This window comes from Arthrobacter sp. FX8, from assembly GCF_026723805.1.
GTDB lineage: Bacteria > Actinomycetota > Actinomycetes > Actinomycetales > Micrococcaceae > Arthrobacter.
In genome coordinates this window covers 2393090-2416814 of record NZ_CP113505.1, presented here as the reverse complement: position 1 = coordinate 2416814, position 23725 = coordinate 2393090, and the positions used below count along the sequence as shown (strand labels likewise).

28 protein-coding genes and 1 pseudogene are annotated in these 23725 nt (G+C 63.2%); 16 read left to right on the top strand and 13 right to left on the bottom strand.

The features are described 5' to 3' along the window. Nucleotides 1-2 precede the first annotated feature (2 nt). From rplR to map, 7 genes are all read left to right on the top strand, one after another. Nucleotides 3-386, top strand: a complete 384-nt coding sequence (gene rplR, locus OUO20_RS11080) for a 50S ribosomal protein L18 (RefSeq protein WP_018769141.1) — start codon at nucleotides 3-5, stop codon at nucleotides 384-386. Continuing rightward, a complete protein-coding gene (gene rpsE, locus OUO20_RS11075) occupies nucleotides 383-1099 on the top strand; it encodes a 30S ribosomal protein S5 (RefSeq protein ID WP_018769142.1) in 717 nt (238 codons plus the stop codon). Before rplR ends, rpsE begins: the two co-directional genes overlap by 4 nt. Before the next feature lie 2 nt (nucleotides 1100-1101). Then, a complete protein-coding gene (gene rpmD / locus OUO20_RS11070) occupies nucleotides 1102-1308 on the top strand; it encodes a 50S ribosomal protein L30 (protein ID WP_009358731.1) in 207 nt (68 codons plus the stop codon). Beyond that, nucleotides 1309-1794, top strand: a complete 486-nt coding sequence (gene rplO, locus OUO20_RS11065) for a 50S ribosomal protein L15 (RefSeq protein WP_013601817.1) — start codon at nucleotides 1309-1311, stop codon at nucleotides 1792-1794. Nucleotides 1795-2004: 210 nt separating this feature from the next. After that, a complete protein-coding gene (gene secY / locus OUO20_RS11060; protein ID WP_026265742.1) occupies nucleotides 2005-3315 on the top strand; it encodes a preprotein translocase subunit SecY in 1311 nt (436 codons plus the stop codon). 5 nt (nucleotides 3316-3320) lie between these two features. Then, entirely contained in the window at nucleotides 3321-3890 is a 570-nt protein-coding gene (locus tag OUO20_RS11055; RefSeq protein WP_018760442.1) for an adenylate kinase, read from the top strand. Between the two features lie 72 nt (nucleotides 3891-3962). Continuing rightward, nucleotides 3963-4790, top strand: coding sequence for a type I methionyl aminopeptidase (gene map / locus OUO20_RS11050; protein WP_144600745.1), 828 nt, complete (start codon nucleotides 3963-3965; stop codon nucleotides 4788-4790). A 108-nt stretch (nucleotides 4791-4898) separates the two neighbouring features. Here the strand turns inward: map and OUO20_RS11045 are convergent, their stop codons facing one another. Genes OUO20_RS11045 through OUO20_RS11035 form a run of 3 tightly spaced genes read right to left on the bottom strand, consistent with a single transcriptional unit; the run spans nucleotide 4899 to nucleotide 8185 of the window. Beyond that, the gene (locus OUO20_RS11045) at nucleotides 4899-6248 is read right to left on the bottom strand and encodes an ABC transporter substrate-binding protein (protein WP_018769145.1); all 1350 of its coding nucleotides are present in this window, start codon (nucleotides 6246-6248) and stop codon (nucleotides 4899-4901) included. 60 nt (nucleotides 6249-6308) lie between these two features. Then, nucleotides 6309-7229, bottom strand: a complete 921-nt coding sequence (locus tag OUO20_RS11040) for a carbohydrate ABC transporter permease (protein WP_018769146.1) — start codon at nucleotides 7227-7229, stop codon at nucleotides 6309-6311. Next, nucleotides 7226-8185: a carbohydrate ABC transporter permease gene (locus OUO20_RS11035; protein WP_026265743.1), complete on the bottom strand. Its 960-nt coding sequence runs from the start codon at nucleotides 8183-8185 to the stop codon at nucleotides 7226-7228. The genes OUO20_RS11040 and OUO20_RS11035 overlap by 4 nt, the downstream gene beginning before the upstream one ends. Before the next feature lie 215 nt (nucleotides 8186-8400). Between OUO20_RS11035 and OUO20_RS11030 the strand changes: the two genes are divergently transcribed. From OUO20_RS11030 to OUO20_RS10995, 8 genes are all read left to right on the top strand, one after another. Continuing rightward, on the top strand, nucleotides 8401-9339 hold the full coding sequence (locus tag OUO20_RS11030) for a P1 family peptidase (RefSeq protein WP_268001737.1): 939 nt from the start codon (nucleotides 8401-8403) through the stop codon (nucleotides 9337-9339). A gap of 171 nt (nucleotides 9340-9510) precedes the next feature. Then, entirely contained in the window at nucleotides 9511-9732 is a 222-nt protein-coding gene (gene infA / locus OUO20_RS11025) for a translation initiation factor IF-1 (RefSeq protein WP_009358723.1), read from the top strand. Between the two features lie 71 nt (nucleotides 9733-9803). Then, nucleotides 9804-9917, top strand: coding sequence for a 50S ribosomal protein L36 (gene rpmJ / locus OUO20_RS11020; RefSeq protein ID WP_009358722.1), 114 nt, complete (start codon nucleotides 9804-9806; stop codon nucleotides 9915-9917). A 184-nt stretch (nucleotides 9918-10101) separates the two neighbouring features. Then, nucleotides 10102-10476 carry a 30S ribosomal protein S13 gene (rpsM, locus tag OUO20_RS11015; RefSeq protein WP_003803743.1) on the top strand — a complete coding sequence of 125 codons (375 nt, stop codon included), beginning with the start codon at nucleotides 10102-10104 and terminating at the stop codon, nucleotides 10474-10476. A gap of 54 nt (nucleotides 10477-10530) precedes the next feature. After that, on the top strand, nucleotides 10531-10932 hold the full coding sequence (rpsK, locus tag OUO20_RS11010) for a 30S ribosomal protein S11 (RefSeq protein ID WP_018769149.1): 402 nt from the start codon (nucleotides 10531-10533) through the stop codon (nucleotides 10930-10932). 130 nt (nucleotides 10933-11062) lie between these two features. Then, nucleotides 11063-12073: a DNA-directed RNA polymerase subunit alpha gene (locus OUO20_RS11005; RefSeq protein ID WP_013601812.1), complete on the top strand. Its 1011-nt coding sequence runs from the start codon at nucleotides 11063-11065 to the stop codon at nucleotides 12071-12073. A gap of 68 nt (nucleotides 12074-12141) precedes the next feature. Then, a complete protein-coding gene (gene rplQ / locus OUO20_RS11000; protein WP_026265744.1) occupies nucleotides 12142-12723 on the top strand; it encodes a 50S ribosomal protein L17 in 582 nt (193 codons plus the stop codon). Nucleotides 12724-12755: 32 nt separating this feature from the next. Further along, the gene (locus tag OUO20_RS10995; protein WP_026265745.1) at nucleotides 12756-13649 is read left to right on the top strand and encodes a tRNA pseudouridine synthase A; all 894 of its coding nucleotides are present in this window, start codon (nucleotides 12756-12758) and stop codon (nucleotides 13647-13649) included. On the opposite strand, the gene OUO20_RS21515 is transcribed toward OUO20_RS10995, so the two are convergent. Together OUO20_RS21515 and OUO20_RS21510 are read right to left on the bottom strand one after the other, a co-directional pair. Then, a complete protein-coding gene (locus OUO20_RS21515) occupies nucleotides 13650-14495 on the bottom strand; it encodes a sensor histidine kinase (protein WP_326498030.1) in 846 nt (281 codons plus the stop codon). Next, the gene (locus OUO20_RS21510; RefSeq protein WP_326498029.1) at nucleotides 14387-15316 is read right to left on the bottom strand and encodes a hypothetical protein; all 930 of its coding nucleotides are present in this window, start codon (nucleotides 15314-15316) and stop codon (nucleotides 14387-14389) included. The genes OUO20_RS21515 and OUO20_RS21510 overlap by 109 nt, the downstream gene beginning before the upstream one ends. 253 nt (nucleotides 15317-15569) lie before the next feature. On the opposite strand from OUO20_RS21510, the gene OUO20_RS10985 reads away from it, so the two are divergent. After that, nucleotides 15570-16355 carry a response regulator transcription factor gene (locus OUO20_RS10985; protein ID WP_268001736.1) on the top strand — a complete coding sequence of 262 codons (786 nt, stop codon included), beginning with the start codon at nucleotides 15570-15572 and terminating at the stop codon, nucleotides 16353-16355. A gap of 3 nt (nucleotides 16356-16358) precedes the next feature. On the opposite strand, the gene OUO20_RS10980 is transcribed toward OUO20_RS10985, so the two are convergent. From OUO20_RS10980 to OUO20_RS10945, 8 genes and pseudogenes are all read right to left on the bottom strand, one after another. Further along, entirely contained in the window at nucleotides 16359-16838 is a 480-nt protein-coding gene (locus OUO20_RS10980; RefSeq protein ID WP_018769154.1) for an Hpt domain-containing protein, read from the bottom strand. A gap of 93 nt (nucleotides 16839-16931) precedes the next feature. After that, entirely contained in the window at nucleotides 16932-17816 is an 885-nt protein-coding gene (locus tag OUO20_RS10975; RefSeq protein WP_268001735.1) for a type II secretion system F family protein, read from the bottom strand. A 7-nt stretch (nucleotides 17817-17823) separates the two neighbouring features. Continuing rightward, the gene (locus tag OUO20_RS10970; RefSeq protein ID WP_268001734.1) at nucleotides 17824-18756 is read right to left on the bottom strand and encodes a type II secretion system F family protein; all 933 of its coding nucleotides are present in this window, start codon (nucleotides 18754-18756) and stop codon (nucleotides 17824-17826) included. A 6-nt stretch (nucleotides 18757-18762) separates the two neighbouring features. After that, a pseudogene (locus OUO20_RS10965) lies at nucleotides 18763-20306 on the bottom strand (ATPase, T2SS/T4P/T4SS family). After that, nucleotides 20307-21503, bottom strand: a complete 1197-nt coding sequence (locus tag OUO20_RS10960; protein ID WP_268001733.1) for an AAA family ATPase — start codon at nucleotides 21501-21503, stop codon at nucleotides 20307-20309. Beyond that, nucleotides 21500-22270: a Flp pilus assembly protein CpaB gene (gene cpaB / locus OUO20_RS10955; protein ID WP_268001732.1), complete on the bottom strand. Its 771-nt coding sequence runs from the start codon at nucleotides 22268-22270 to the stop codon at nucleotides 21500-21502. The genes OUO20_RS10960 and cpaB overlap by 4 nt, the downstream gene beginning before the upstream one ends. A 40-nt stretch (nucleotides 22271-22310) precedes the next feature. Next, a complete protein-coding gene (locus tag OUO20_RS10950) occupies nucleotides 22311-23345 on the bottom strand; it encodes a pilus assembly protein TadG-related protein (RefSeq protein WP_268001731.1) in 1035 nt (344 codons plus the stop codon). Next, entirely contained in the window at nucleotides 23333-23722 is a 390-nt protein-coding gene (locus OUO20_RS10945) for a TadE family protein (RefSeq protein WP_268003420.1), read from the bottom strand. Before OUO20_RS10945 ends, OUO20_RS10950 begins: the two co-directional genes overlap by 13 nt. Nucleotides 23723-23725 lie beyond the last annotated feature (3 nt).

Below are 23725 nucleotides of genomic sequence, written 5' to 3'. Positions count from 1 at the left end.
CCATGGCCATCTCCATTAACAAGAAGCGTACGAACAAGAGCAAGGCTGCTGCCCGCAGCCGCCGCCAGCTTCGTATCCGCAAGCGCATTGCCGGTACGGCTGCCCGCCCCCGCCTGGTGGTCAACCGCTCCGCACGCCACGTATTTGTCCAGGTTGTCGATGACAGCATTGGCCAGACCGTAGCAAGCGCGTCCACCCTGGAAGCTGACCTCCGTGCATTCGACGGTGACAAGACTGCCAAGGCCAAGCGCGTCGGCGAGCTCGTTGCCGAACGTGCCAAGGCTGCCGGCGTCGAGGCTGTCGTGTTCGACCGTGGTGGTAACAAGTACCACGGCCGCATTGCCGCCGTCGCTGACGGTGCACGCGAAGGTGGGCTGTCACTGTGACCGAAGCAAACAAGGAAAAGGACACTGTGTCTGCAGATCAGAAGGCGCCCGAAGCCGCAGCTGCTGAGACCACTGCCCCCGCTGCCGAGGACCGCCGTGGTGGCGCCCGTCGCGGCGAGCGTGGCGACCGCGGCCAGGGCCGCGGCGACCGCGGTGGCCGTGGCGGCCGCGACGGTGGCCGTGAAGCCGAGAAGAACCAGTTCGTAGAGCGCGTTGTCACCATCAACCGCGTTTCCAAGGTCGTCAAGGGTGGTCGTCGCTTCAGCTTCACCGCACTCGTCGTCGTTGGTGACGGTAACGGCATGGTCGGCGTGGGCTACGGCAAGGCCAAGGAAGTTCCCGCTGCTATCGCCAAGGGCGTTGAAGAGGCCAAGAAGTCCTTCTTCCGCGTTCCCCGCGTTGGCAGCACCATCCCGCACCGCGTTCAGGGTGAAGCCGCTGCAGGCGTTGTAATGCTGCGTCCGGCCTCCGCCGGTACCGGTGTTATCGCCGGTGGTCCGGTCCGTGCAGTACTGGAGTGCGTGGGTATCCACGACATCCTCTCCAAGTCGCTCGGTTCCTCCAACGCCATCAACATCGTTCACGCGACTGTTGATGCCCTGAAGCGCCTCGAAGAGCCGGCAGCAGTGGCAGCACGCCGCGGCCTGCCCCTCGACGAGATCGCTCCGGCGGCACTGGTGAAGGCCCTCCTCGCCCCTAAGGCAGGTGTTTAGTCATGGCTAAGAACCTGGTCCCCTCCGACGCTCAGTTGGAGATCACTCAGATCAAGTCCGCCATTGGCGGCAAGCAGAACCAGCGCGACACCCTTCGGTCCCTCGGCCTGAAGCGGATCGGACACACCGTTGTCCGCACCGCCGATGCCGTGACCGTTGGAATGCTCAACACGGTTCCGCACCTGGTAAAGGTAGAGGAGGCGAAGTAAATGGCAGAGAACACTGCTGATAAGGCACAGGCTGCTGAGAAGCAGAACGCCCTGAAGGTTCACCACCTGCGTCCCGCGCCGGGTGCCAAGACCGCCAAGACCCGTGTTGGTCGTGGTGAGGCATCCAAGGGTAAGACTGCCGGCCGTGGTACCAAGGGTACGGCTGCCCGCTACCAGGTGAAGGCTGGCTTTGCCGGCGGCCAGTTGCCGCTGCACATGCGCCTGCCGAAGCTGCGTGGCTTCAAGAACCCGTTCCGGGTTGAGTTCCAGGTTGTAAACCTGGACAAGCTCAACGAGCTGTTCCCGGAAGGTGGCGCAGTCACCGTGGAGAACCTGGTCGAAAAGGGCGCAGTTCGCAAGAACCAGCCCGTCAAGGTGCTGGGCACCGGCGACATCACCGTCAAGGTTGACGTCACCGCCCACGCATTCTCGGCCAGTGCCGCTGAAAAGATTGCTGCAGCAGGCGGAAGCACCACCGCCCTCTAGGGGACGGCGCCAGCTGTTGAACTCCCGGTATCCGCGGGCTTCGGCCCCGGATACCGGGAGTTTTTCACATCCGCCGGGCGATATTTTCCTGCCATCCGGCGCATGCGCGCTGGCGCGGATTGTTCGCACGGCACATTGAACCGTTAGACTCGGTTGTCGGGATTTATCAAGTTCCGCACCCTCACTCTTATTGACACCACAGGAGGACGCTTGCTTAGCGCATTTGGCCGGGCCTTTCGCACGCCTGATCTGCGACGCAAGTTGTTGTTCACGCTGGGAATCATCACCATATTCCGCTTGGGTGCTTTCATTCCCTCGCCAGGTGTGAACTACCAGAATGTCCAGCAATGCTTGCAGAACGGTCAGACCGCCGGCGGGCTGTACCAGCTCGTTAACCTCTTCAGCGGCGGTGCGCTGCTCCAGGTGTCCATCTTCGCCCTGGGCATCATGCCTTACATCACGGCCAGCATCATCGTCCAGCTGCTCCGGGTGGTCATTCCCCGGTTCCAGCAGCTTTACGACGAGGGCGCGTCGGGACAGTCCAAGCTGACCCAGTACACCCGCTACCTCACCATCGCGCTGGGCCTGCTCAACGCCACCACGCTGGTGTCCCTGGCCCGCTCCGGGCAGCTGCTTCCCGGCTGCCAGCTGCCGGTGATCCCGGACAACAGCATCATCACCACCATCCTGATCATCATCACGCTGACGGCCGGCACCGGCCTGATCATGTGGATGGGTGAGCTCGTCACCGAGAAGGGCGTGGGCAACGGCATGTCGCTGCTCATCTTCACGTCCATCGCTGCGCAGTTCCCCACCTCGCTGGGTGCCATCTGGACCTCGCAGGGCCCCGGGACCTTCTTCATTGTCCTGGCCGTTGGCCTGCTCACCGTCGCGCTGGTGGTCTTCGTGGAACAGTCCCAGCGGCGCGTTCCGGTCCAGTACGCCAAACGTATGATCGGCCGGCGCACCGTGGGCGGCACCAGCACCTACATTCCCATCAAGGTGAACATGGCCGGTGTCATTCCGGTGATCTTCGCCTCCTCCATGCTCTACATTCCCGGGCTGATCGCACAGTTCAACCAGCCCCGGAACGGCGAGTCGATGCAACCGTGGGTTGAATGGATCAACAACAACCTCACCCGCGGTGACCACCCGATCTATATGGCGGTTTACTTCGTCCTGATCGTGTTCTTCACCTACTTCTACGTCGCGATTACCTTCAACCCTGAAGAAGTCTCAGACAACATGAAGAAGTACGGCGGCTTCATCCCAGGTATCCGCGCCGGCAGGCCGACCGCTGATTACCTGCAGTACGTGCTCTCTCGGATCACCCTGCCCGGCGCCCTCTACCTGGGCTTCGTGGCGCTGATCCCGTTGGTTGCACTGGTACTGATCAACGCAAACCAGAACTTCCCGTTCGGTGGCACCTCGATCCTGATCATGGTGGGCGTTGGGTTGGAGACCGTAAAGCAAATTGATGCGCAGCTACAACAACGTCACTACGAAGGGCTTTTGCGATGACGAGAATGCTGATTATTGGACCTCCCGGTTCCGGAAAAGGAACGCAGGCGGAGCGGATCTCAGAACGCCTCGGCGTTGTGGCCATCTCCACCGGTGACATCTTCCGGGCCAACGTGAAGGGTGAAACCCCTCTGGGCATCGAGGCCAAGAAGTACATGGACAACGGTGACTTTGTTCCGGACAGCGTGACCAACAAGATGGTCCGCGACCGCCTGGGCGAGTCCGACGTCGAGAACGGCTTCCTGCTTGACGGCTACCCGCGCACCACCGCGCAGGTGGACTACCTGGACGAGATCCTCGCCGACGGCGACGAGAAGCTCGACGTGGTCCTGCAGCTGACCGCCGATGACGAGGAGCTGGTCCACCGCCTCCTGGGCCGGGCCAAGGAAACGGGCCGGAGCGACGACAACGAAGCCGTCATCCGCCACCGCCTTGACCTGTACCACGAGCAGACCGAAGCCGTGGTGGCAAAGTACGCCGAGCGCGGCATCCTCACCCAGGTTGACGGGATCGGTCCCATCGACGAAGTCACCAACCGCGTAATGCAGGCCATCAAGGCCGCACAGGCAGCCTGACCCCAGGCGCCCGGTTTATCGAGGCTCCTCCCGGCATCCGGGAGGAGCCTCAGCCATTTGAAAGGACACACCATGGCCTTCGGCCAGCCCCGCATCGAATTCAAGAACAACGCCCAGATGCGCACCATGCATGAGGCCGGCCTGGTCCTCAGCCGTGCACTGGATGCCGCCGTTGCCGCCGCGGTGCCGGGGGTCACCACCAAGCACCTGGATGACGTCTTCGCCGCAGTCCTCAACGAGGCAGGTGCCAAGTCCAACTTCCTGGGCTACCACGGCTTCCCCGCTACCATCTGCACGTCCGTCAATGAGGAAGTGGTGCACGGCATCCCCGGCAGCCGCGTCCTGCAGGACGGCGACATCATCTCCATCGACGGCGGCGCGATCGTCAACGGCTGGCATTCGGACTCCGCCCGCACGGTGATCGTGGGAAACGCGGACCCCGAGGACCAGCGGCTGTCCGACGTCACCCATGCAGCGATGTGGCGGGGGATCGCGGCACTGGCAACCGGCACGCATGTGGGGGACATCGGAGCCGCCATCGACGACTACGTTTCATCTGTGCCGGGCAAACCGCTTGGCATCCTTGAGGACTACGTGGGCCACGGCATCGGCTCCGAGATGCACATGGCACCGGACGTCCTGAACTACCGCACCAACCACCGCGGGCCCAAGATCAAACCGGGCCTGTGCCTGGCCATCGAGCCCATGCTGGTCCGCGGCAGCATTGACACGGCAGTCCTGGATGACGACTGGACGGTGGTAACCACCGACGCCAAGCGTTCCTGCCAGTGGGAGCACTCCGTGGCCGTGCACGAAAAAGGCATCTGGGTGCTTTCAGCTCCCGACGGCGGCGCGGAGCACCTGTTGCCCCTCGGCGTCACCCCCGTGCCGATCCCATAGGCGACGCGCCGATTCCGTAAGCGACGCGGGCCTTCACGCACGACACGCAAAAGCCCTGGCGACACCTGTAAGTGGGTGTCGCCAGGGCTTTTGCGCGTCGGCCAGGTGCTACGACTTCAGCTTCGGCTTCACGTCGCGGTCGTAGATGCTCTGCAGGGTGTTCTTGAGGTCCGTCATGGTGGACTTGACGTCGCCCTGCTGGGTGAGGATCTTGGCGGCGGCCTTGGCCATTTCCTGGTCGGCGCCCGGCAGGAACACCCGGGCGTTGTCCTGGACTTTGGTCACCGCCAGCTGGTCCATGGCGGTCTTGATCTGTGGCGTCTTGGCCAGGACGGCCGCCATGTCCGCGGACTTGCGTGTGGGCATGTAGCCGGTGGCTGCCGAGAACTCCGCCGTGCTCTCCGGCTGGGTGACGAAGTCCAGGAACTTGCCGGCGGCCAGCTGTTCCTCCTTGGTGATCCCGCTGGGGATGCCCAGCCCGGCGCCGCCCGTGGGGCACACGTTCGACTGGGATTTGGGACCGCCCGGCAGGAAGCCAACACCAACGTTGAACTTGGCCGACTTCAGGATCCCCAGCAGCGAACCGGTGGACGAAATGGTGGTGGAGGTCAGCCCGGCCGAGAAGTCATCCGCCGCTTCCTTGGACGAAACACCGGCCCACTTGTCCTTGTAGATGGAGTCCTGCGCCCACTGCAGGGCCGCCACGGAATCGGTGGAGTCGCACGTGATGTTCCATTCCTTGGACCAGCCGCCGCCCCAGCCCCACAGCATGTTCTGCAGCGTCCAGCCCGCGTACCCGGCGAGGGCGGGGTAGATGTAGGCGTACTGCGCGCCCGAGCTTGCCTTCAGCTTGGGTGCCCACTGACTGAACTCGTCCCAGGTCTTCGGGGCACGGTCGGGAATTCCAGCCGCCGCAAAGTGGTCCTTGTTGTAGTAGAACAGCGGCGTTGACCGGCCGTAGGGCAGTGCCCACTGCTTGCCGTCGTATTTGTAGTCATTGACCAGCGACTGCTGGAAGTCGTCCATCTTCATGTCCAGCTGCTTGATAAGGCCGTCAACCGGAATGATGCTGCCGTTGGTGTAGTAGCGGAACCACCAGACATCGGACAGGACCACCACGCCCGGCAGGCCCGACTTAGCGGCCTGGGCGGTCTGGAACTTCTGGGCAATTTCCTCGTAGTTGGCACCGGCGGTGACCAGGTTGACGGTGATGTCCGGGTTCTTGGCGTGGAATTTGTCGATCAGGCTCTTCTCCACCTCCTGGGACTGGCCAGGGTGGCTGGACCAGAAGTCGATCTTGGCGGCGGGCTTCACGCCGTTGAAGTCGATCTCGGCTGCCTGGGAGGTAGCCTGGCCGCCGCCGGTTGTTGATGGTCCGCCGCATGCGGCCAGGGCAGCTGCAGAGGCGGATACCCCTGCCAGGCCCAGGAAATGCCTCCGGTCCAGGTGCAGTGTCATGACGGTTCCTTTCGGTTGTTGCCTTGGTAAAGGTTGGAAAGTACGACGGCGGCCGGCAGCTTAGCCGGTTACGCTGCCCTGGGTGAGGCCCGCAACGATGTAGCGCTGGAGGGCCGCGAAAATGATCAGGATGGGAACGATGACCAGGACCGCCCCGGCCATGAGGACGCCCCAGCCGGCGGCGTTGCTTTCGTTGTTCTGCAGCAGGGTGAGACCCACGGGCAGGGTCATGGTTTCGGGGCGGTCCGTGATGATGAGGGGCCAGATGTAGTCATTCCATTCGGTCACGATCGTCACCAGCGCCACGGTGGCGATGGACGGGACCGAGACGGGAACCACGATCTGCCAGAGCCGGCGCCAGTGGCCGGCACCGTCCACCTCGGCCGATTCCAGGATGGAGGCGGGAAGCGTGCGGAAGTGCTGGCGGAGCAGGAACGTTCCGAACGCGGTGCCAAGGCCGGGGAGGATGATGCCCCACAGCGTGTTCTTCCCGCCGATGCCGGCGATCAGGATGAAGTTGGGCAGGATGGACACCTGCGGCGGCACCATGAGGGCCACCAGGATCAGCAGGAAGATGAAGTTCCGGAACGGGAAGCGGACAAACACCAGGGCATAGGCCGTCAGGATCGCCAGCAGCACCTTGATGGTGGCCCCGGCCAGGGTAACGATGGTGCTGTTCAGGAAGAACTGCCCAAACGGCACCGTGGTCATGGCGGTCCGGTAGTTCTGCAGGTCCAGGCTTTCAGGGAGGATCTTCAGGTCCGTGGTGACGATCTCGCCGGACGTCTTGAAGGAGCTCAGGACCATCCACAGGAGGGGCAGGAACACCACCAGGGTGGCCACGAGCAGCGGCAGGTAGCCGGCCACCACGGTCCGGATGAGGTTGCGGCGGGAGAACGGCCGGTCACGGTGGAGGCTTGGCTCCGGTCCGGCAATGGCGGGAGCTGCGGGGTCGGGGCTGACCGGGGAAAGGGAAGTCACGAGTAATGCACCTTTCGTTCCACGAACCGCAGCTGCAGCACGGTGATCACCAGGAGGATTGCGAACAGGACCACGGAAATGGCTGCCGAGTAGCCGGCCCTGTTGTACGCCCCGAAGGCCTGCAGGTAGGCCTCGTAGATCAGGGTGCTGGTGCCGGTGCCCAGCGGCGTCATGATCCGGATGAGGTCGAAGGCCTGCAGCGAGCTGAGCATGGTGGTGATCAGGAGGAAAAACGTGGTGGGGGACAGCAGCGGCAGCGAGATGCTGACAAAGCGGCGGAATCCGTTGGCGCCGTCCAGGGACGCGGCTTCCATGACATCCGCCGGGAGGGACTGGAGCCCCGCAAGGTACACCACGGCGCAGTAGCCCAGGTTTTTCCAGACGTAGACCAGGATCACCATGACCAGCGAGAGTTGGGGGTCGTTGATCCACTGCGGGCTCTGCTGCCCGATGCCGCGCAGCAGCCAGGCCAGGACGCCGTAGCCGGGGTCGAAGATGAACAGCCACACCAGGCCCACGCCGACGCCGGAGAGTACGTACGGGGCAAAGACGGCCGAACGGGCGAAGGTGGTGCCGCGGACCTTCGCGTTCAGTGCCAGCGCCACCAGCAGGCCCAGCACCATGGAGCCGCCCACCGTGACCACGGTGAACACAGCCGTGGTCCCCAGGACTTTCGGCGCATCATTGCTGGTGAAGAAGGTGACGTAGTTGCTGAGGCCAACCACGGTGGCCGTGGGGGAGCCAAGGGTCCAGTCGAGGGTGGAGTAATAGATATTGCTGAACAGCGGCCGGTAGGTGAAGACGGCGATCAGCACCAGGTTGGGCAGCGCCATGGCCAGGAAGACAAAGAAGTCCCTGCGGGTCCGTGCAGTCCACCGGCGCTTAGGGATTTTCGCGGACCGCCCCGGAGGCCTCTTGGGTTTGGCGGCGGGGTGGGGGGCGAGTTGACGGGTCATGCGTGTCTCTCCCGGGTTGGGAGCCTGCTCGTGGCCGGCCCTGGCTTGATCTAGGGACTACTACACCAGACCGTCAGGGGGCTGAAACCCGCATATGCCCTTGTCAGGGGACTGTTATCCAAGGCTTCGTCGCCCGTTAACGCTGTGTTGAATGCAGTCTCGCACAAAGTCCCGCGATGCGGCAGGGGCGCGCTCACAGAGGGGAGAATAGGGGAATGGGAACCATCACCGACGTGCCGGGCATCCGGGTAGGCCAGGTCCACAAGGACAGCGGGGGCTGGCTGACCGGGGTCACCGTGGTCCTGCCGCCGCCGGGCTGCGTGGGTTCGGTGGAGGTCCAGGGCGGCGGCCCTGCCACACATGAAACGGACGCCCTTGACCCCACCACCCTGGTCAGGGCGGTGGACGCCGTGGTGCTGACCGGCGGCAGCGCCTACGGGCTGGCGTCCGCGGCCGGTGCCCAGCGCTGGTGCGAGGAGAATGGGCGGGGGTTCGCCGTTCCCGGGGGCGTCGTGCCCATCGTCCCCGCTGCCGCGATCTTCGACCTTGGCAGGGGCGGCGACTTCAAGGCACGGCCGACGCCGGACATGGGCTACGCGGCAACGGCCGCCGCGGCAGCACAGAAGGAAGGGCACGTCGTCGAACGCGGCAACGTGGGTGCCGGAACCGGGGCACTTATTGGCAGGGGGCAATACAAAGGGGGAGTTGGCACGGCGTCGGTCACGCTGGAGAACGGGGTAGTGGTCGGCGCGCTGGCCATAGTCAACGCACTCGGGCTCCCGTTCGACCAGACCAAACCTGGCTTTCCAGCGCCAATCAAAGCAGCGACCACGACGAACACCACCCTTGCCGTGGTGGCCACGAATGCCGTCCTTGATGCGGCCGAGTGCAAGCGCACGGCGGCTGCCTCGCACGCGGGGATTGCCCGTGCCTTGAATCCCAGCCACACCCTCGCCGACGGGGACACCGTTTTTTGCCTGGCGACCGGTGCCGTGGCACTGGACCGCTCGGACGAAGCTGCCCGGCAGGTCAGCCTTATTACGCTGCAGAGTGCGGCGGCCGACGTCGTCCGCCTGGCCATCCTGGACGGCGTGGCCAGCGCTGCAGGCGTCAGCACGCCAGCAGGCGAATATGGTGCGTACCGCCCGGCGTAGGCTACTATGGCCGATTTAACTTTTACCGGCCAACGGGGTAGTGTTGTTTGTTGGTTGTCTGGACTGCCACGCCCTTTTGGGCCTGGAGGCGGCAATCGATCCAACAAAAACGTTCGTGGTCATGCCCGGTGCATTCCGGCGGGACTGCGGCAACAACAGTTAGCGGAGGGTATGGCCAAGAAGGACGGGGTCATTGAGATCGAAGGCGTTGTGACCGAGGCGCTGCCTAACGCGATGTTTCGCGTTGAGCTCACCAACAAGCACATCGTTCTGGCACACATCTCTGGAAAGATGCGTCAGCACTACATCCGAATCCTCCCCGAGGACCGCGTAGTGGTGGAGCTGAGCCCGTACGACCTCACCCGTGGTCGTATCGTCTACCGCTACAAGTAAATTGCTGGGCGGCTTCAGCACAAGCTGACCGCTGCTCCAGTTGACCACACTGCTACACGCAAAGGAACGCCATGAAGGTCAAGCCGAGCGTCAAGCAGATCTGCGAAAAGTGCAAAGTGATCCGCCGTAATGGCCGGGTCATGGTGATCTGCGAGAACCCGCGCCACAAGCAGCGCCAGGGCTAATTTCCTTCCCTGAAGGAAATCCTGGGTTGCTAACCCACGCAAGTAAATAAAGGCAGCACAAGCTGATCTGGAACATTGAGCTCGAAAGAGTCCGGACAGCTAACCCCCGGTCGGAGGCTGGGGCCGCATGGAACATGCGGGTGTACTGCCTACGACCTCCGGTTTATCAAGGAGTACTGCCACTATGGCTCGTCTCGCTGGCGTAGACATTCCCCGCGAAAAGCGGCTGGAAATTGCGCTTACTTACATCTACGGCGTGGGCAAGACCCGTGCACACGAAACCCTGGCTGCCACGGGCATCAGCGCTGACGTTCGCGTCAAGGACCTGACTGACGCCCAGCTGGTTGAGCTGCGTGACTACATTGAAGGCAACTACAAGGTTGAGGGTGACCTTCGCCGCGAAGTAGCAGCAGATATCCGCCGCAAGGTTGAAATCGGCAGCTACGAAGGCCTGCGCCACCGCAAGGGCCTGCCCGTACGCGGTCAGCGTACGAAGACCAACGCACGTACCCGCAAGGGCCCGAAGCGTACCGTCGCCGGCAAGAAGAAGGCCCGTTAAAATCCCCGCTCGGGATTTACGGACTTTCCCCAATAACTTTCTGTAGGAGAAAAAATGCCCCCGAAGACTCGTGGCGCGGTTCGCAAGCCGCGTAAGAAGGACAAGAAGAATATCGCGCTTGGCCAGGCGCACATCAAGAGCACCTTTAACAACACCATCGTTTCCATCACGGATCCGAACGGCGCTGTTATTTCCTGGGCTTCCTCCGGTGAGGTTGGCTTCAAGGGCTCGCGCAAGTCCACCCCGTTCGCTGCACAGATGGCTGCTGAAGCCGCTGCCAAGCGTGCGCAGGAGCACGGCATGCGCAAGGTAGACGTTTTCGTCAAGGGACCGGGTTCCGGTCGCGAGACGGCAATCCGTTCGCTGCAGGCCGCAGGCCTCGAGGTTGGCTCCATCCAGGACGTCACCCCCGCAGCCCACAACGGCTGCCGCCCGCCGAAGCGCCGCCGCGTCTAATTCTTTTCCGCAGCAGGAGCTTGCCCGGACCAGCGATGGTCCGGGCAAGCCCAGCGCGTTAAGTCTTCAGACCGAATTTCCACCACCTGTGTTGCGTCATATAGCGGATGCTCGCCGAAAGGAAACCTAAGTGCTCATTGCACAGCGCCCCACCCTCTCCGAAGAGGTAGTCTCCGAAAACCGTTCGCGTTTCATCATCGAACCGCTGGAACCGGGCTTCGGCTACACCCTCGGAAACTCCCTCCGCCGTACCCTGCTCTCCTCCATCCCCGGTGCTGCCGTAACCAGCATCCGGATCGATGGTGTGCTGCACGAGTTCACCACGGTTCCGGGTGTCAAGGAAGATGTCACCGAGATCATCCTTAACATCAAGAGCCTGTCGGTTTCCTCCGAGCACGACGAGCCCGTCGTGGCTTACCTGCGCAAGCAGGGCCCCGGAGTCGTCACCGCCGCGGATATCGCTCCGCCGGCCGGCGTCGAATTCCACAACCCGGATCTGCACATCGCCACGCTGAACTCGAAGGGCAAGTTCGAACTCGAACTGACCATCGAGCGCGGCCGCGGCTACGTTTCGGCAGCTCAGAACAAGTCCGGCGATGCAGAGATCGGCCGTATCCCGGTCGACTCCATCTACTCGCCGGTGCTGAAGGTTACTTTCCGCGTGGAAGCAACCCGTGTTGAGCAGCGCACCGACTTCGACAAGCTGATTGTCGACGTCGAGACCAAGCAGGCCATCGCCCCGCGCGATGCCGTCGCTTCCGCAGGCACCACCCTGGTGGAACTGTTCGGTCTGGCCCGTGAGCTGAACACCGCAGCTGAAGGTATCGAGATCGGCCCGTCGCCCACCGACGCTGCCCTGGCAGCCGACATGGCACTGCCGATCGAGGATCTGGACCTCACCGTCCGTTCCTACAACTGCCTCAAGCGTGAGGGCATCCACACCGTGGGTGAACTCGTTGCCCGCTCCGAGGCTGACCTGATGGACATCCGCAACTTCGGTGCAAAGTCCATTGACGAGGTCAAGGCAAAGCTGGTTGAACTGGGCCTGTCCCTCAAGGACTCGCCTCCCGGTTTTGACCTCGCAGCACGCGCCGCAGCAATCGAAGAGGACGACGCCGCCTTCGGCGACGACGAACTCTAAACCAGACCTTGGCCGGAGGGCAGCACCACGGTGTGCCGCCCACGGCTTCCACATGAGGAGAAACAATTATGCCTACCCCCACTAAGGGTCCGCGCCTCGGAGGCGGCCCGGCTCACGAGCGCCTCATGCTCGCGAACCTGGCAGCATCCCTGTTCGAGCACAAGCGGATCACCACCACGGTGACCAAGGCCAAGCGCCTGAAGCCGTACGCAGAGCGCCTGGTGACCTTCGCCAAGCGTGGCGACCTCGCTTCCCGCCGCCGCGTTCTCGGCCTGATCAGCAACAAGGGCATCGTCCACGAGCTGTTCACCGACATCGCCCAGGCTGTGGAGAACCGCGATGGCGGCTACACCCGCATCACCAAGATCGGCAACCGTAAGGGCGACAACGCTCCCATGGCTGTCATCGAACTGGTCCTCGAGCCGGTTTCCGCCAAGCAGGCCGTCGTAGCCGAGGCTACCTCCGCTGCCAAGCGCGATGCCGACAAGAAGGAAGCTGCTGCTGCACCCGTTGCAGAAGAAGCTCCCGAGGCTGAGGCCGTGGAGACCGAAGCTGCTGAGGCTCCGGCTGAAGAGGCTGCAACCGAAGAGGCTCCCGCCGCTGAGGAAGCTCCCGAGGCTCCCGCCGCCGAAGAGAAGGACGCGAAGTAATTCGCTGATTCTCTTCGCATAGACTTAGGTCTGTGAACCACCAAAAACCCGCGGCCCCCGTTCCAGGGGGCGGCGGGTTTTTGCGTATCCGGCTTGACCTTTCGTACGACGGCGGCCCGTTCAGCGGTTGGGCGCTGCAACCGGGACGGCGCACCATCCAGGGCGTCCTGGAAGAGGCGATCGCCCTGTTGGTACGCCGTCCGGTGCGTGTCACCGTGGCGGGACGGACCGACGCCGGCGTGCACGCCCGCGGCCAGGTGGTCCACCTGGACCTCACCGAAGACGAGTGGCAGAACCTGCCGCGCGGGCACGAACTGGATCCCGCCGTCGCCATGCTGCGCAGGCTCCGCGGGGCATTGAACCGGGCCCTGGGCGATCTTCACGGGGCCGTGGAAGTGCATGACATCTCGTTGGCACCTGTGGGCTTTGACGCCCGCTTCTCGGCTCTCTGGCGCCGCTACAGCTACCGGATCGCAGACGGGCCCGCCCTGTGGGATCCCTTGGAGCGGTATTTCACGTTGTGGCACAAGAATCCGCTGGACGTGGGACTGCTGAACGAGGGCGCCTCGCAGCTGCTGGGCCTGCAGAACTTCCTGTCTTTCTGCAAGCCGCGCGAAGGCGCCACCACCATCCGGGAACTCCAGCGGTTTGAGTTCAGGCGCGGCGAGGACGGCGTCATTGTGGCCACCGTCCAGGCTGATGCGTTCTGCCACAACATGGTGCGCGCCCTCATCGGCTCCGCGCTGTACGTGGGTGAAGGCGTTGTGGAGCCGGGCTGGCTGCACGAACGGCTGCTGCTGCAGAAGCGGGACGCCAAGTCGGTCCTGGCCGCCCCGCATCCGTTGGTGCTTGAGGAAGTGGCCTACCCCTCGGACAGCGAACTCCTGGCCCGCGCCGAACAGACCCGGGCGCTCCGCGAGCCCTGACTAGAACGCCGGGGGTGGACCCTCGGCCGGCAGCGTCACCGTAAACGTGCTGCCCTGGCCCTCGCCGCTCTCGCAGGCGATCGTCCCGCCGTGCCGCTCCACAATCATTCGGGTGATTGACAGACCCAGACCTGCGCCTGGAATGGCGGCCTTCCGGGCGGTCTCGGCGCGGAAGAAGCGGTTGAAAGCCCTTGCCGCGTCCTCGCTGGACATGCCCATCCCGGTGTCTGTGACGCTCAGCCTGACCCACTGCCGGTCTGCGTCCGCGCTGATGCTGACCTTGCCGCCGTCGGGAGAGTACTTGATGGCGTTGGAGACCAGGTTGTCCAGCACCTGCCCGATCCGCAGCGGATCCGCGTAGGCCCACAGCGGCGAGGGGACATCGGCGGCGATCTCCACGTGGGAGCGTTGCGCCAGGGCCTGGGCGGAACCCAGGCTGGTCTCCACCAGGCTGGCCAGATCGGTCCGCTTGGGGTGGACGTTCAAGGTGGTGGAGGCGGAGGCCGTCAAATCGGCCACCAGGTCCAGCAGCCGTTCCGCGTTGCGCTGCACCACGAGCAGGCGCTGGGCCACCTGCCGGGGCAGGCTGTCGGCGTCGTCCAGGACCAGGTCCACGTTGCCCAGAATCGAGTTCAGTGGGTTCTTGAACTCGTGCGAGACGTTGGACACCAGCTCCTGGTTCGCGGCCAGGGACTCCACCCAGCCGGTGACGTCCGTGTAGACCACCACTGCCCCGGTCAGCCGGCCGTCCTCGCCGACCAGCGGGCGGGCGGCGGTGGATATGGCGCGCTGCTCCGGGCCTTCGCCGGCCCACACCAGGTAGTCGGCGAAGGACTCACCCGCCATGGCCCTGTTGATGGGCCGCCGGTCCCGGGGAGCAGCGTGCGCCGGTCCTGTCCAAAGATGAGCTGGTGCCCCTGGCCGGGGAGGGCGTCGTCAGCGCCTGTGACACGGCGGAAGTTGCGCTGGCGGCTGTTGGACACCAGGAAGTGGCCGGAGCGGTCGACGGCGGCAATTCCGACGTCGGTGGCCTCCAATACAGTTTCGAGCAGCTTCTCCCGTTCCCGGCTTGCGGCCAGCAGTTCGCGGAGTTCACGGTCCTTGTCCGCCAGTTCACGCTGCTGCTGCCGGAGGCTTACGCTCGCGAAGCGGATGGCCAGGGATACAGCGAGCATCATCACGGGAAAGAGCAGGACGGTGGTGAGGTCCGAGGCCGTGACGGTGGGGAAATGGCCCACGGCAGATGGAACCATGATCAGGAAGGGCCCCGCAAAACTGAGCACCAGGCTGCTGCGCGCCAGCATGCCGGAGGCGGAAAGCCAGATGACTGGGAAGACCACCAGTACCGCGAGGCCCGGCAGGAGCGGAGCGGCGCCGTTGCGCAGGAACCCGATCAGCGCGAAGTCCAGCACGGGGATCAGCAGGTATGGGCGGTGCGCCAGGCGTTCCCAGGGAACCAGGAAGCAGCCCAGGAACAAAACCGCGTTCAGGGCAAGGCCGGCCACGTACAAGGGGGAGTGCATGAGTGAGGGCCAGGCGAAGGGGGTGGCCACGGCAATGACAAGCACAAGGAAGGTAAGGGGGAGCTGGCACAGCGCCACTTGGGCGCGGGTTCCCAGCCGCCGGAAGATGCGTCCGGGTCCACGCTGGAACAACGGCTCGGCCATGTTTCTGACTCGTACCCCTTTAGGTCCGGAAAGCAGGCGCCGCCAAGATGTAGCAATTCCCCCCAGTTACCTTGGCCAGCACCCTTTCCCTTGGATAATGCACATGTCTTGTCATAGTAATTGACTTTTCAATTTTCAGTGTCGATTCGGATGTGCACAGCCGGGCTTACTAGTAGCGTATAAATTGTTGGAGCGGGAATGGCATTGGCGCTGGGCCAATGGGGGGCCATCTCCGCCTGGCGCAGGGGTATTAATGGACGATCTTGGTGTAGCGGTGGTTATCGAGGACGACGCCGACGTACGCAACCTCCTTGAAGGTGTCTTGACCCAGGCGGGATTCGAAGTGCATACGGCCGTTGATGGGCGGGCCGGGGTTGAGGTGGTTCGCGCTAAGCAGGCCAATGTTGTGACGCTCGATATTGGCCTGCCGGATATCGACGGGTTCGAGGTTTTGCGGCGAATCCGGAATTTCAGCAATGCGTACGTGGTCATGCTGACTGGCCGGACCGACGAACCGGACCTGCTGTCAGCACTGAATGCGGGCGCGGATGACTATATCGCCAAGCCCTTCAGGCCCAGGGAACTCAGGGCCAGGGTGGCGGCCATGATGCGCAGGCCGCGCCACGAGGTGAACGGGCAGGACGCGTCTACACCACATGGGGGACACGCAGCGGCTCCGGCCGCCGCGCAGCCCGAGCCCGGCGTCCTGCGGCACAACGGACTCCTGTTGAACCACCGGACACGCACCGTGGAGGTTAAGGGCGAGCCGCTGGGCCTGACCCGCAGCGAGTTCGACCTGCTCCACGTGTTGCTGAAGGGCGGTGGTGCCGTGTGCACCAGGGCGGACCTGGTGCGGGCGGTGCGGGGCGATTTCTATGACCGGGACACCTACATCAGCGAGGCGGACGAGCGGGCGGTGGAGGTCCACGTGGGAAACCTGCGGCGCAAGCTCAAAGAGGACCAGTTGTCCCCGCGCTGGCTGCAGACAGTCCGTGGGGTGGGTTACCGGCTGGCGCCGAGGCGGCCGGACGATGCTTAACTGCTAGCCGTTCTCCATGATGTAGGTTGACTGCAGTTCGGACACGGTGCGTGCCCCGTCCTGGGCCACGCCTGCCATCATCGCCTGCCCCTGGACAAAGTCACCCCGCCGGATCAGGCCCTCCAGGAGTTCGGCGAGCTTTGCCAGCCGTACCCCGCCCACCATGGCGGAACTGATTTTGAGGCTGATGACCGCGTCCAGGGCAGAGTCCCCGTCCCGGCTCAGCACCGCTGTTCCCAGCCGGGCCAGCCGCACGTCCCACATGGCCGCGTAGTCCCTGGCGAAGCGCTGCGCCAGTCCGGACCCGGCCAGCTCATCTTCGAGTTCCGCCAGCACTGCGGCATCAACCAACGGCAAGAGAGCGGCCGCTTCCAGTGAGGGGTCCACGCCGGCGGGAGCGGGAGCGGGAGGAAAACCGACCCCGGACAGCGGGAAGTCCGCAGCGGGGCTCTTTCCGCTGGAACCGGGATCGGGACTGTTCATTGTTCAAGGCTACTTCCTGGAAATGCTTCGGGGTCCTGTTTTTCATCATTCTGTGTAAACCTTGAGACAACCTTGCCGCCGCGCTGAGCATCTTTACTGGCCGCTGAAGGTCACCACTGTATTGATTACGGCCGGCCCCAGAATGGCAATGAAGAGGACCGGAAAAATAAAGAACAGCAGCGGGAAAAGGATCATGACGGGCAGCTTCATGGCCTTTTCCTCGGCCCGCTGGCGCCGTTTGACCCGCATGACCTTCGCCTGGACGCGCAGGACCCGGCTGATGGCGATTCCGTACGTGTCCGCCTGCACCACGGCCTGCACAAAGCTGCGCAGTTCCGGGATGTTGGTCCGTTCCGCCAGTGCGATGTAAGACTCACGGCGGCTGCGTCCCACCTGCATGTCCTGCAGGGTGCGGACAAGTTCTTCGGCAAGGGGGCCCTTGCCGTTCTCGCCTGCCCGGGCCATGGCGCCTTCGAAGCCCAGCCCGGCTTCCACTGAAATCAGCATTTGGTCCAGCGTGTTGGCCAGTTCCAGCTGCATCGCCTTCTGCCGCTCCAGGCCCTTGCTGTACAGGAGGAGATCCGGGATGAAGTAGCCCAAGAAGATGACGAAGAGCCCGGCAAGTTTCATGATGGGCGTGGTGCCAATGGTCGCGAGGTAGAGGCCAAATGACGCGCCGACCAGGCCCAGGCCGAGCTTGGCGCTGAGGACCTTTTCCAACGGCATGGACAGCGGCCTGCCGGCCAGTGACAGCAACCGGTCCAGTTTCCGGACGTAGGCGGGCGGCGTCAGGCGGTAGCCGATTCCCGCCAACAAACCTGACGACTTCTTTTTAGTTGCCTCGGGAACCATACGTCCACGGTTGAGGATGGCCACCGTAGCCGTGCGGGCCTTGCGATCTACGGAGAGAATGGACCATGCCAGGTAACCGACGGGGACGGAAACCAGCAACAGCGAGGAAATTATCAGTGGACTCATGATCGCCTCAGAACTTCAGATCGATAATTTTGCGCATCCACAGGCTGCCGATTGTCATCAGTACCACGGATGCTCCGATCATGGCCCATCCAAGCGGGTGGGTGAACATCGAATTCATGTAGCCCGGATTGACCATCATCAGCATCACCACGATGCCGAACGGCATCGCGATGAGGATATAGGCGGAGAATTTGCCCTCAGCAGCGAGCGACTTGATGTGTCCTTTGATCTCGCTGCGCTCGCGGATGGTTTCATTCACCTGGTCAAGCACCTCAGCCAGGTTTCCGCCCACTTCGCGGTTGATCTGGATGGCCTGCGAGATCCACACGAAGTCCTCGTTCTTCATCCGGTCTGCGGTGTCATTGAGCGAGGCCAACAGATCGCGGCCCAGGCTTGTCTCGGTGATAACCCGCCGCATCTCCTCGGCGGTGGGACTCTGGGATTCGGCTGCCGCGGCGTCGATGGCACGAAGGATGCTGTGTCCCGCCCGGAGACCGCCGGAGAGAAGTTGAAGCGTGTCGCCAAGCTGGCTGTCGAACTTGGTCCGGCGCTTGCCTGCCAGGAATCCGAGCACAAGGTGGCCTGCGAAAGGCGCCAGGATAAACAGCAGGACGGAGATCACAGGTACTCCGATCACCAGCCCTACCAGTACTCCCACGATGGCGCCAGCAATGACCAGCACCATGTATTCGGCCTGGTCAAAGCGGACGCCGGCGTTTTCAAGTGCCTCACGGTTGTAGAGACGGACGTTTCGGGTTGCGAGGAACCGGCGCAGGGTACCAACCGTCCCGTCAGCGAGCCGGGTGAGGTTCGACGGCGGATCTGCTTGAAAAGGCCGGCGCCTTTCGAGTGCGATGTCGGGGGTACGGGGCAGCACCAGGGCAACGCCCACCATGATGGGGGCAAGGAAGAGGAGGGTGGCTCCGATGACGATCAACATGCGGTCCTAGTCCTTTCCGGTGCCAGAGGGGTTTGAGCCAGCCGGAGCAGCACCGGACGGGGTAGCGAAGACGGCAGGCGAAACGTGGATGCCAAGGTCCTCGAACCGGTCAATGAAGCGTGGCCGGATGCCCGTCGCGACCGGTTTGCCCAGGAACTTGCCGTGGGCGTCCACTCCGGCGGAGTAATCGAAGACAAAGGCGTCCTGGAGGGTCACGATGTCTCCTTCCATGCCCTGCACTTCGGTGACGTGGGTGATGCGGCGGGACCCGTCACGGAGCCGGGAAATCTGCACGATCAGGTTCACGGCGGAGGCGATCTGCTCGCGGATAGCGCGCAGCGGAAGATCCATGCCGGCCATCAGCACCAGGGTCTCAAGGCGGGCCACCGCGTCGCGGGGCGAGTTGGAGTGAACGGTGGAGAGGGAGCCGTCGTGGCCGGTGTTCATGGCCTGCAGCATGTCCAGCGATTCGCCGCCGCGGACCTCGCCCACCACGATGCGATCGGGGCGCATTCGCAAAGAATTCCGAAGGAGCTCGCGGATAGTCACCTCACCTTTGCCCTCCGTGTTTGGGGGCGGCTTTCCAGCCGGACAACGTGCTCCTGCTGGATTTGGAGTTCCACCGCGTCCTCGATGGTGACGATTCGTTCATCAGCCGGGAGGAAGGAGGACAGCACATTGAGCAACGTGGTCTTTCCGGTACCTGTACCGCCCGAGACGATGATGTTCAGCTTCGCTTTGACACAGGCGTTCAGGAGTTCTGCCATCTCGGGCGTGAGCGTGCCGAAGTCGATGAGGTTGCGCACGGTGAGCGGTACCTTGCTGAACTTACGGATGGTCAGCGAAGAACCGCCGACGGCCAGGGGAGGGATCACGGCATTGACTCGGGAACCGTCTTCCAGGCGGGCGTCCACCAACGGGGATGACTCGTCGATGCGGCGGCCCACCTTGGACACAATGCGCTCAATCACCTTGCGGAGGTGCTCCTCCGAACTGAACCTGGTATCGGCCAGGGTGAGGTGACCTTTGCGCTCCACATAGATCTGGTCCATGCGGTTGACCATGATTTCCGTAACGGCCGAGTCATCCAGCAACCGCTGCAGCGGGCCGTATCCAAGGACATCATCCGCGACATCCTGGATCAAGCGCGTGCGCTCGTCGGGCGACAGTGGAACCTGCTCAGAGTCGATGATCCGTGTAAGTTCATCGCGTGCTGCGGTCTTCAGATCATGCTCGGTGATGGCGGAGTCGTTAAATCGGGCGCCCAAATGCTCAAAGAGGGCTGTCGCTGCCCGTTGCTTAAGTGCTGCGAAAACATCGACTGGTTGCTGAAGTTTTGGCTTCGGCTCTTCAAGACGTGGGCTGGCATCCACGGCAGCCGGCGCCGCCGTCGTCTGCTTTTCCTTGGTCTGCTCCAGCCACTGCACGCGTTGGGCGGGAACTTCGGGACGCGGCACCGCGCGTGAGGGCGTCGATGCCTTGGCAGGGGCAGGCTGGGTGGCCGGCTGGCTTTTCGTCTGCGCGGCATTAATCCGCTCTGAAAGTTTCACTTAGACCACTACCCTTCGGTGCAGTTTGCGCTGGGACTTTGCCCGCCATGCGGGATTGAATCGCTCGACGAGGTGGTTAAGCCCCTTTACCGCCGGGTCCTTTACCGGCTCTTGGAGGACCGGGATTCCCCGGTTAGTGGATAGGGCAACGGCACGCGAACGGGGGATGCTCACGTCAATCGGCGCCCCAATGGTTGACTCAAGGTCCTGGACTGTGAGGCCGTTCTTGGAGTCAGCCATATTGAGCACAACATGGCGGGTATCAGGAATGATATCCAGCTGGCGCAGGATCTCCAGGCCGGAACGAAGGCCCCGCACACTCGGAATGTCCATGCCGGCCACCCAGATCACATCGGTGCACTTTTCCATGGCCGCGAGACCAATCTCCGGGAGGCCAGGCGCGGTGTCCACCACCACGTACTGAAACTGCTGTGACAGCTGTTCGAGCAACCTGCCGATCTGTTCGGGAGTGATCTCGTCAGCATCGACGGGGGTGGGGGGAGCACAGAGGGCATAAATGCTGCTTGGATGCACCGTTAGGAATGCCTTGAGTACCAGAGAATCCTGGCTCGCGGCTGGAGTCACGGCGTCAGTAACTGTGTGCTCCGGGTCCAGGTACAGGCCCGAAGCGACATCACCGAACTGAAGGTCGAGGTCCACAATCACTACGCTCATGGGGGCGATCTTTCCCAGCCCGATGGCGATGTTGGTGGCGATGGTGGTTTTGCCCACGCCGCCCTTTGGCGAGAAGACGCCGATCACCAGGCCCTTGTTGCTCTCAGCTGCCTGCTGGGGTGCGAGTACGCGGTGCCGGCTGGCGAAGGATTGGCTGGCTCGTTCCAGCAGGACCCGCAGCTGTGCAGCGTCGGAATCCGGGGAAACGATGTCTTTGATGCCTGCCCGCATAGCGTACAGAAGGAAGTCCGGCTCGGGCTCGGCTGCGACAATCACGCCGAGCTCCGGGAAGCTGACGTTCAAGATGGTCGAGAATCGAAGTGCTTCTTCCAGAGGCACGTCAGGTCCCAAGATCAGGACCTCAGGCTGCTCCTGGTCGAGGCTCGCGAAGAGCTGGTGCGGGTCCGCGGGGAGCAGACTGGTGAAGAACGTCTGGACTCCACCTTGCAGGCCTCCTGCCACGGCTTGGCGCAATCGGGCGTCGAAGTCGGTGTCGGGAGTGATAAGGACGAAGCGGCTCACTTGTACAGGTCCTGCCGGGTCATGACGCGCGGCCCGCTGTCCTGGGCATCCAGTGGTTCGCGGCTGAGCCAAAGGGAAGCATACTCTGCGGCGAAAACGATCTTGTTCGAGTTCACGTCGTTAACGGCCACCGTGACCATGAGCATCCCCGTGGGCAGGTTTACGTCCTTGGGGTTTGGCTGGGCAGGGTCGGTTGTGGTGGCGGAGGGCTTTGCCGCTGCCGCTTCGGGTGCGCGCTGCACTGCAGTCACCAGCGCCTTATGGATCGAGAGCTGGACAGTTTCCTTGTCCGGCTTCGCCTCGAGCCCGCCATTGGGTAGGGAGATGAAGATGCCTATCGTGTCGCCTGGAGCCAAGCGGCCTCCGATAACCCGCTGCGGCTCAAGCTGGAATGAAACTTCCTGCAGCCCTGGGGGCACGGGCACGGAGCCGGAGGTCTTCAGTTCCTCGGGGGAGACCAGCCGTTCGGACACTACCTGTTCGCCCGGCACAAGGTCAGCAGACGTGACCTTCCCCGCGGATCCGTCAAGGGTGTTCAAGGCAGTCTTTGCGACCGCGGTGCCCGGCAACTGCTGAAGCGACACGGCGGTTTTCAGAGTTTCGATGGATGCGCCGGCCGGCACCTCTTTGTTCACCACCAGGACTCCAACGGGATCGAGGTTTGCGACTGCCCGCTGGTCTGCCCCCTGGGCGTAGGTCACTACAATGACTGCGCCGACGACGGCGAGCAGCACCGCCAATATTCCGGCTAGCAAACGGGACTTCACGGATTTCTCCTGGATCGTTCATGGATCATGGATTGCAGGGCTAACGGAATTCGACGACGGTTGCACCATCAGGGTTGACGTCTCCCAATTTGTAGCCCTTGGCGAGGGAAACGTATTGGACGAAACTTCCGATGATGCCGCGGCACGGCTCGCGGCATTCCAAAGCCGCCGGGACGTCCGGTGTTCGGTTGCGGAAAGTGTAGGGGAGACCTGTGTTGCCGACTTTCCAGCCGGCCACCTTGAATGCCGCGAATGTTGTGAGCCCGTAGACGGCGCCGGATCCGGTGCCTGTCACGGAATTGAAAATTGGCAGCAGCAGGATCACATCCTTGCCCGCGTTCATGTCGGCCGCCCAGCCATTCAGCAGGGTTTCGCAGTTTGAGGGTGGATCAACACCGGTGGACCCACCGGCAGTGCCTGTGCTCGCCTTGATGTCAATTAGCGCACCGCATTGACCGCTGTCCTGCTTGAGGCCGCCGAAGCCGCCTTGTACCGCGGCGCCGGAGGGGCCGTAGTTGCAGTCGGGATTGGCGTTCTTTCCGTGCAGTTGCAGAAGCTGCATTATCGCTGTCTGGCCCCGGACCTGGCAGATGGACACCGTAATGGGAAAGACGGTCGGGCCCTTTTCCGGACTGCCCCACCCAACAGTTGATGGGGCATTGACCTCGGTGGTGTTGAAGCCGAGGGCGCGGGCAAGGAAAAGGGACACCTGGTTCGGCACGTGACCGGCTTCCTGAGACCCGACGGTGGCCGTCACGGTACGGCCGGTTGTGTTGAGGGCGATCGACTTGATATTGCTCCGCCCATCATTGGCGTTGCTGTTGGCCAGGCTTCGCGCGAGAGAAGAGGTGTTTGAGCAGTCGGGGTCGCTGGCGCTTTTCGCACACTTCTGGGCCACAGCGAGAGCGGCCGCATCAGCACCGTTTCGAAGTTGAGCGCGCTCTGCATAAAGCATGGCGACATCTACAGCCATGGCACCGAAGCCCAACAGAACCACCAGCATAATGGCGACGATCACGCTGACGGTGCCGCGTTCGCCGTCGTTATTCTTGTTCCCCAACGTCAGCCGCCGCACAGCATCGCTCCTTTGCCGGACATCGTGAACGGTCCCGCTATTCCCGTAAGTGTGGACAGGGAGTAGGTGATGGTGACGGTGGCCTGGGGACTGGTACCGGTGCTAACCATTGAAGGGCAGGCCGGCCCAAAAACTATGTTGGCATCCTGCAATCCGGGCTTCAGGGACACCGCTGCGGATTTTGCTGCTGACTTGGCTGTCGTTGCATTGCCGGTAATGGCCATCACCCGGACGCCTTCACGTGCAGCTGCGGAAAGCGAGGCCTGAGCGTTGTAGGCACGGCTGAATTCCATAATGCCCAAGAGCAGCATGACAAGGACGGGGGCAACGATGGCAAACTCCACCGCAACGGCTCCACGCTCAGATGCCTTGGACATGGT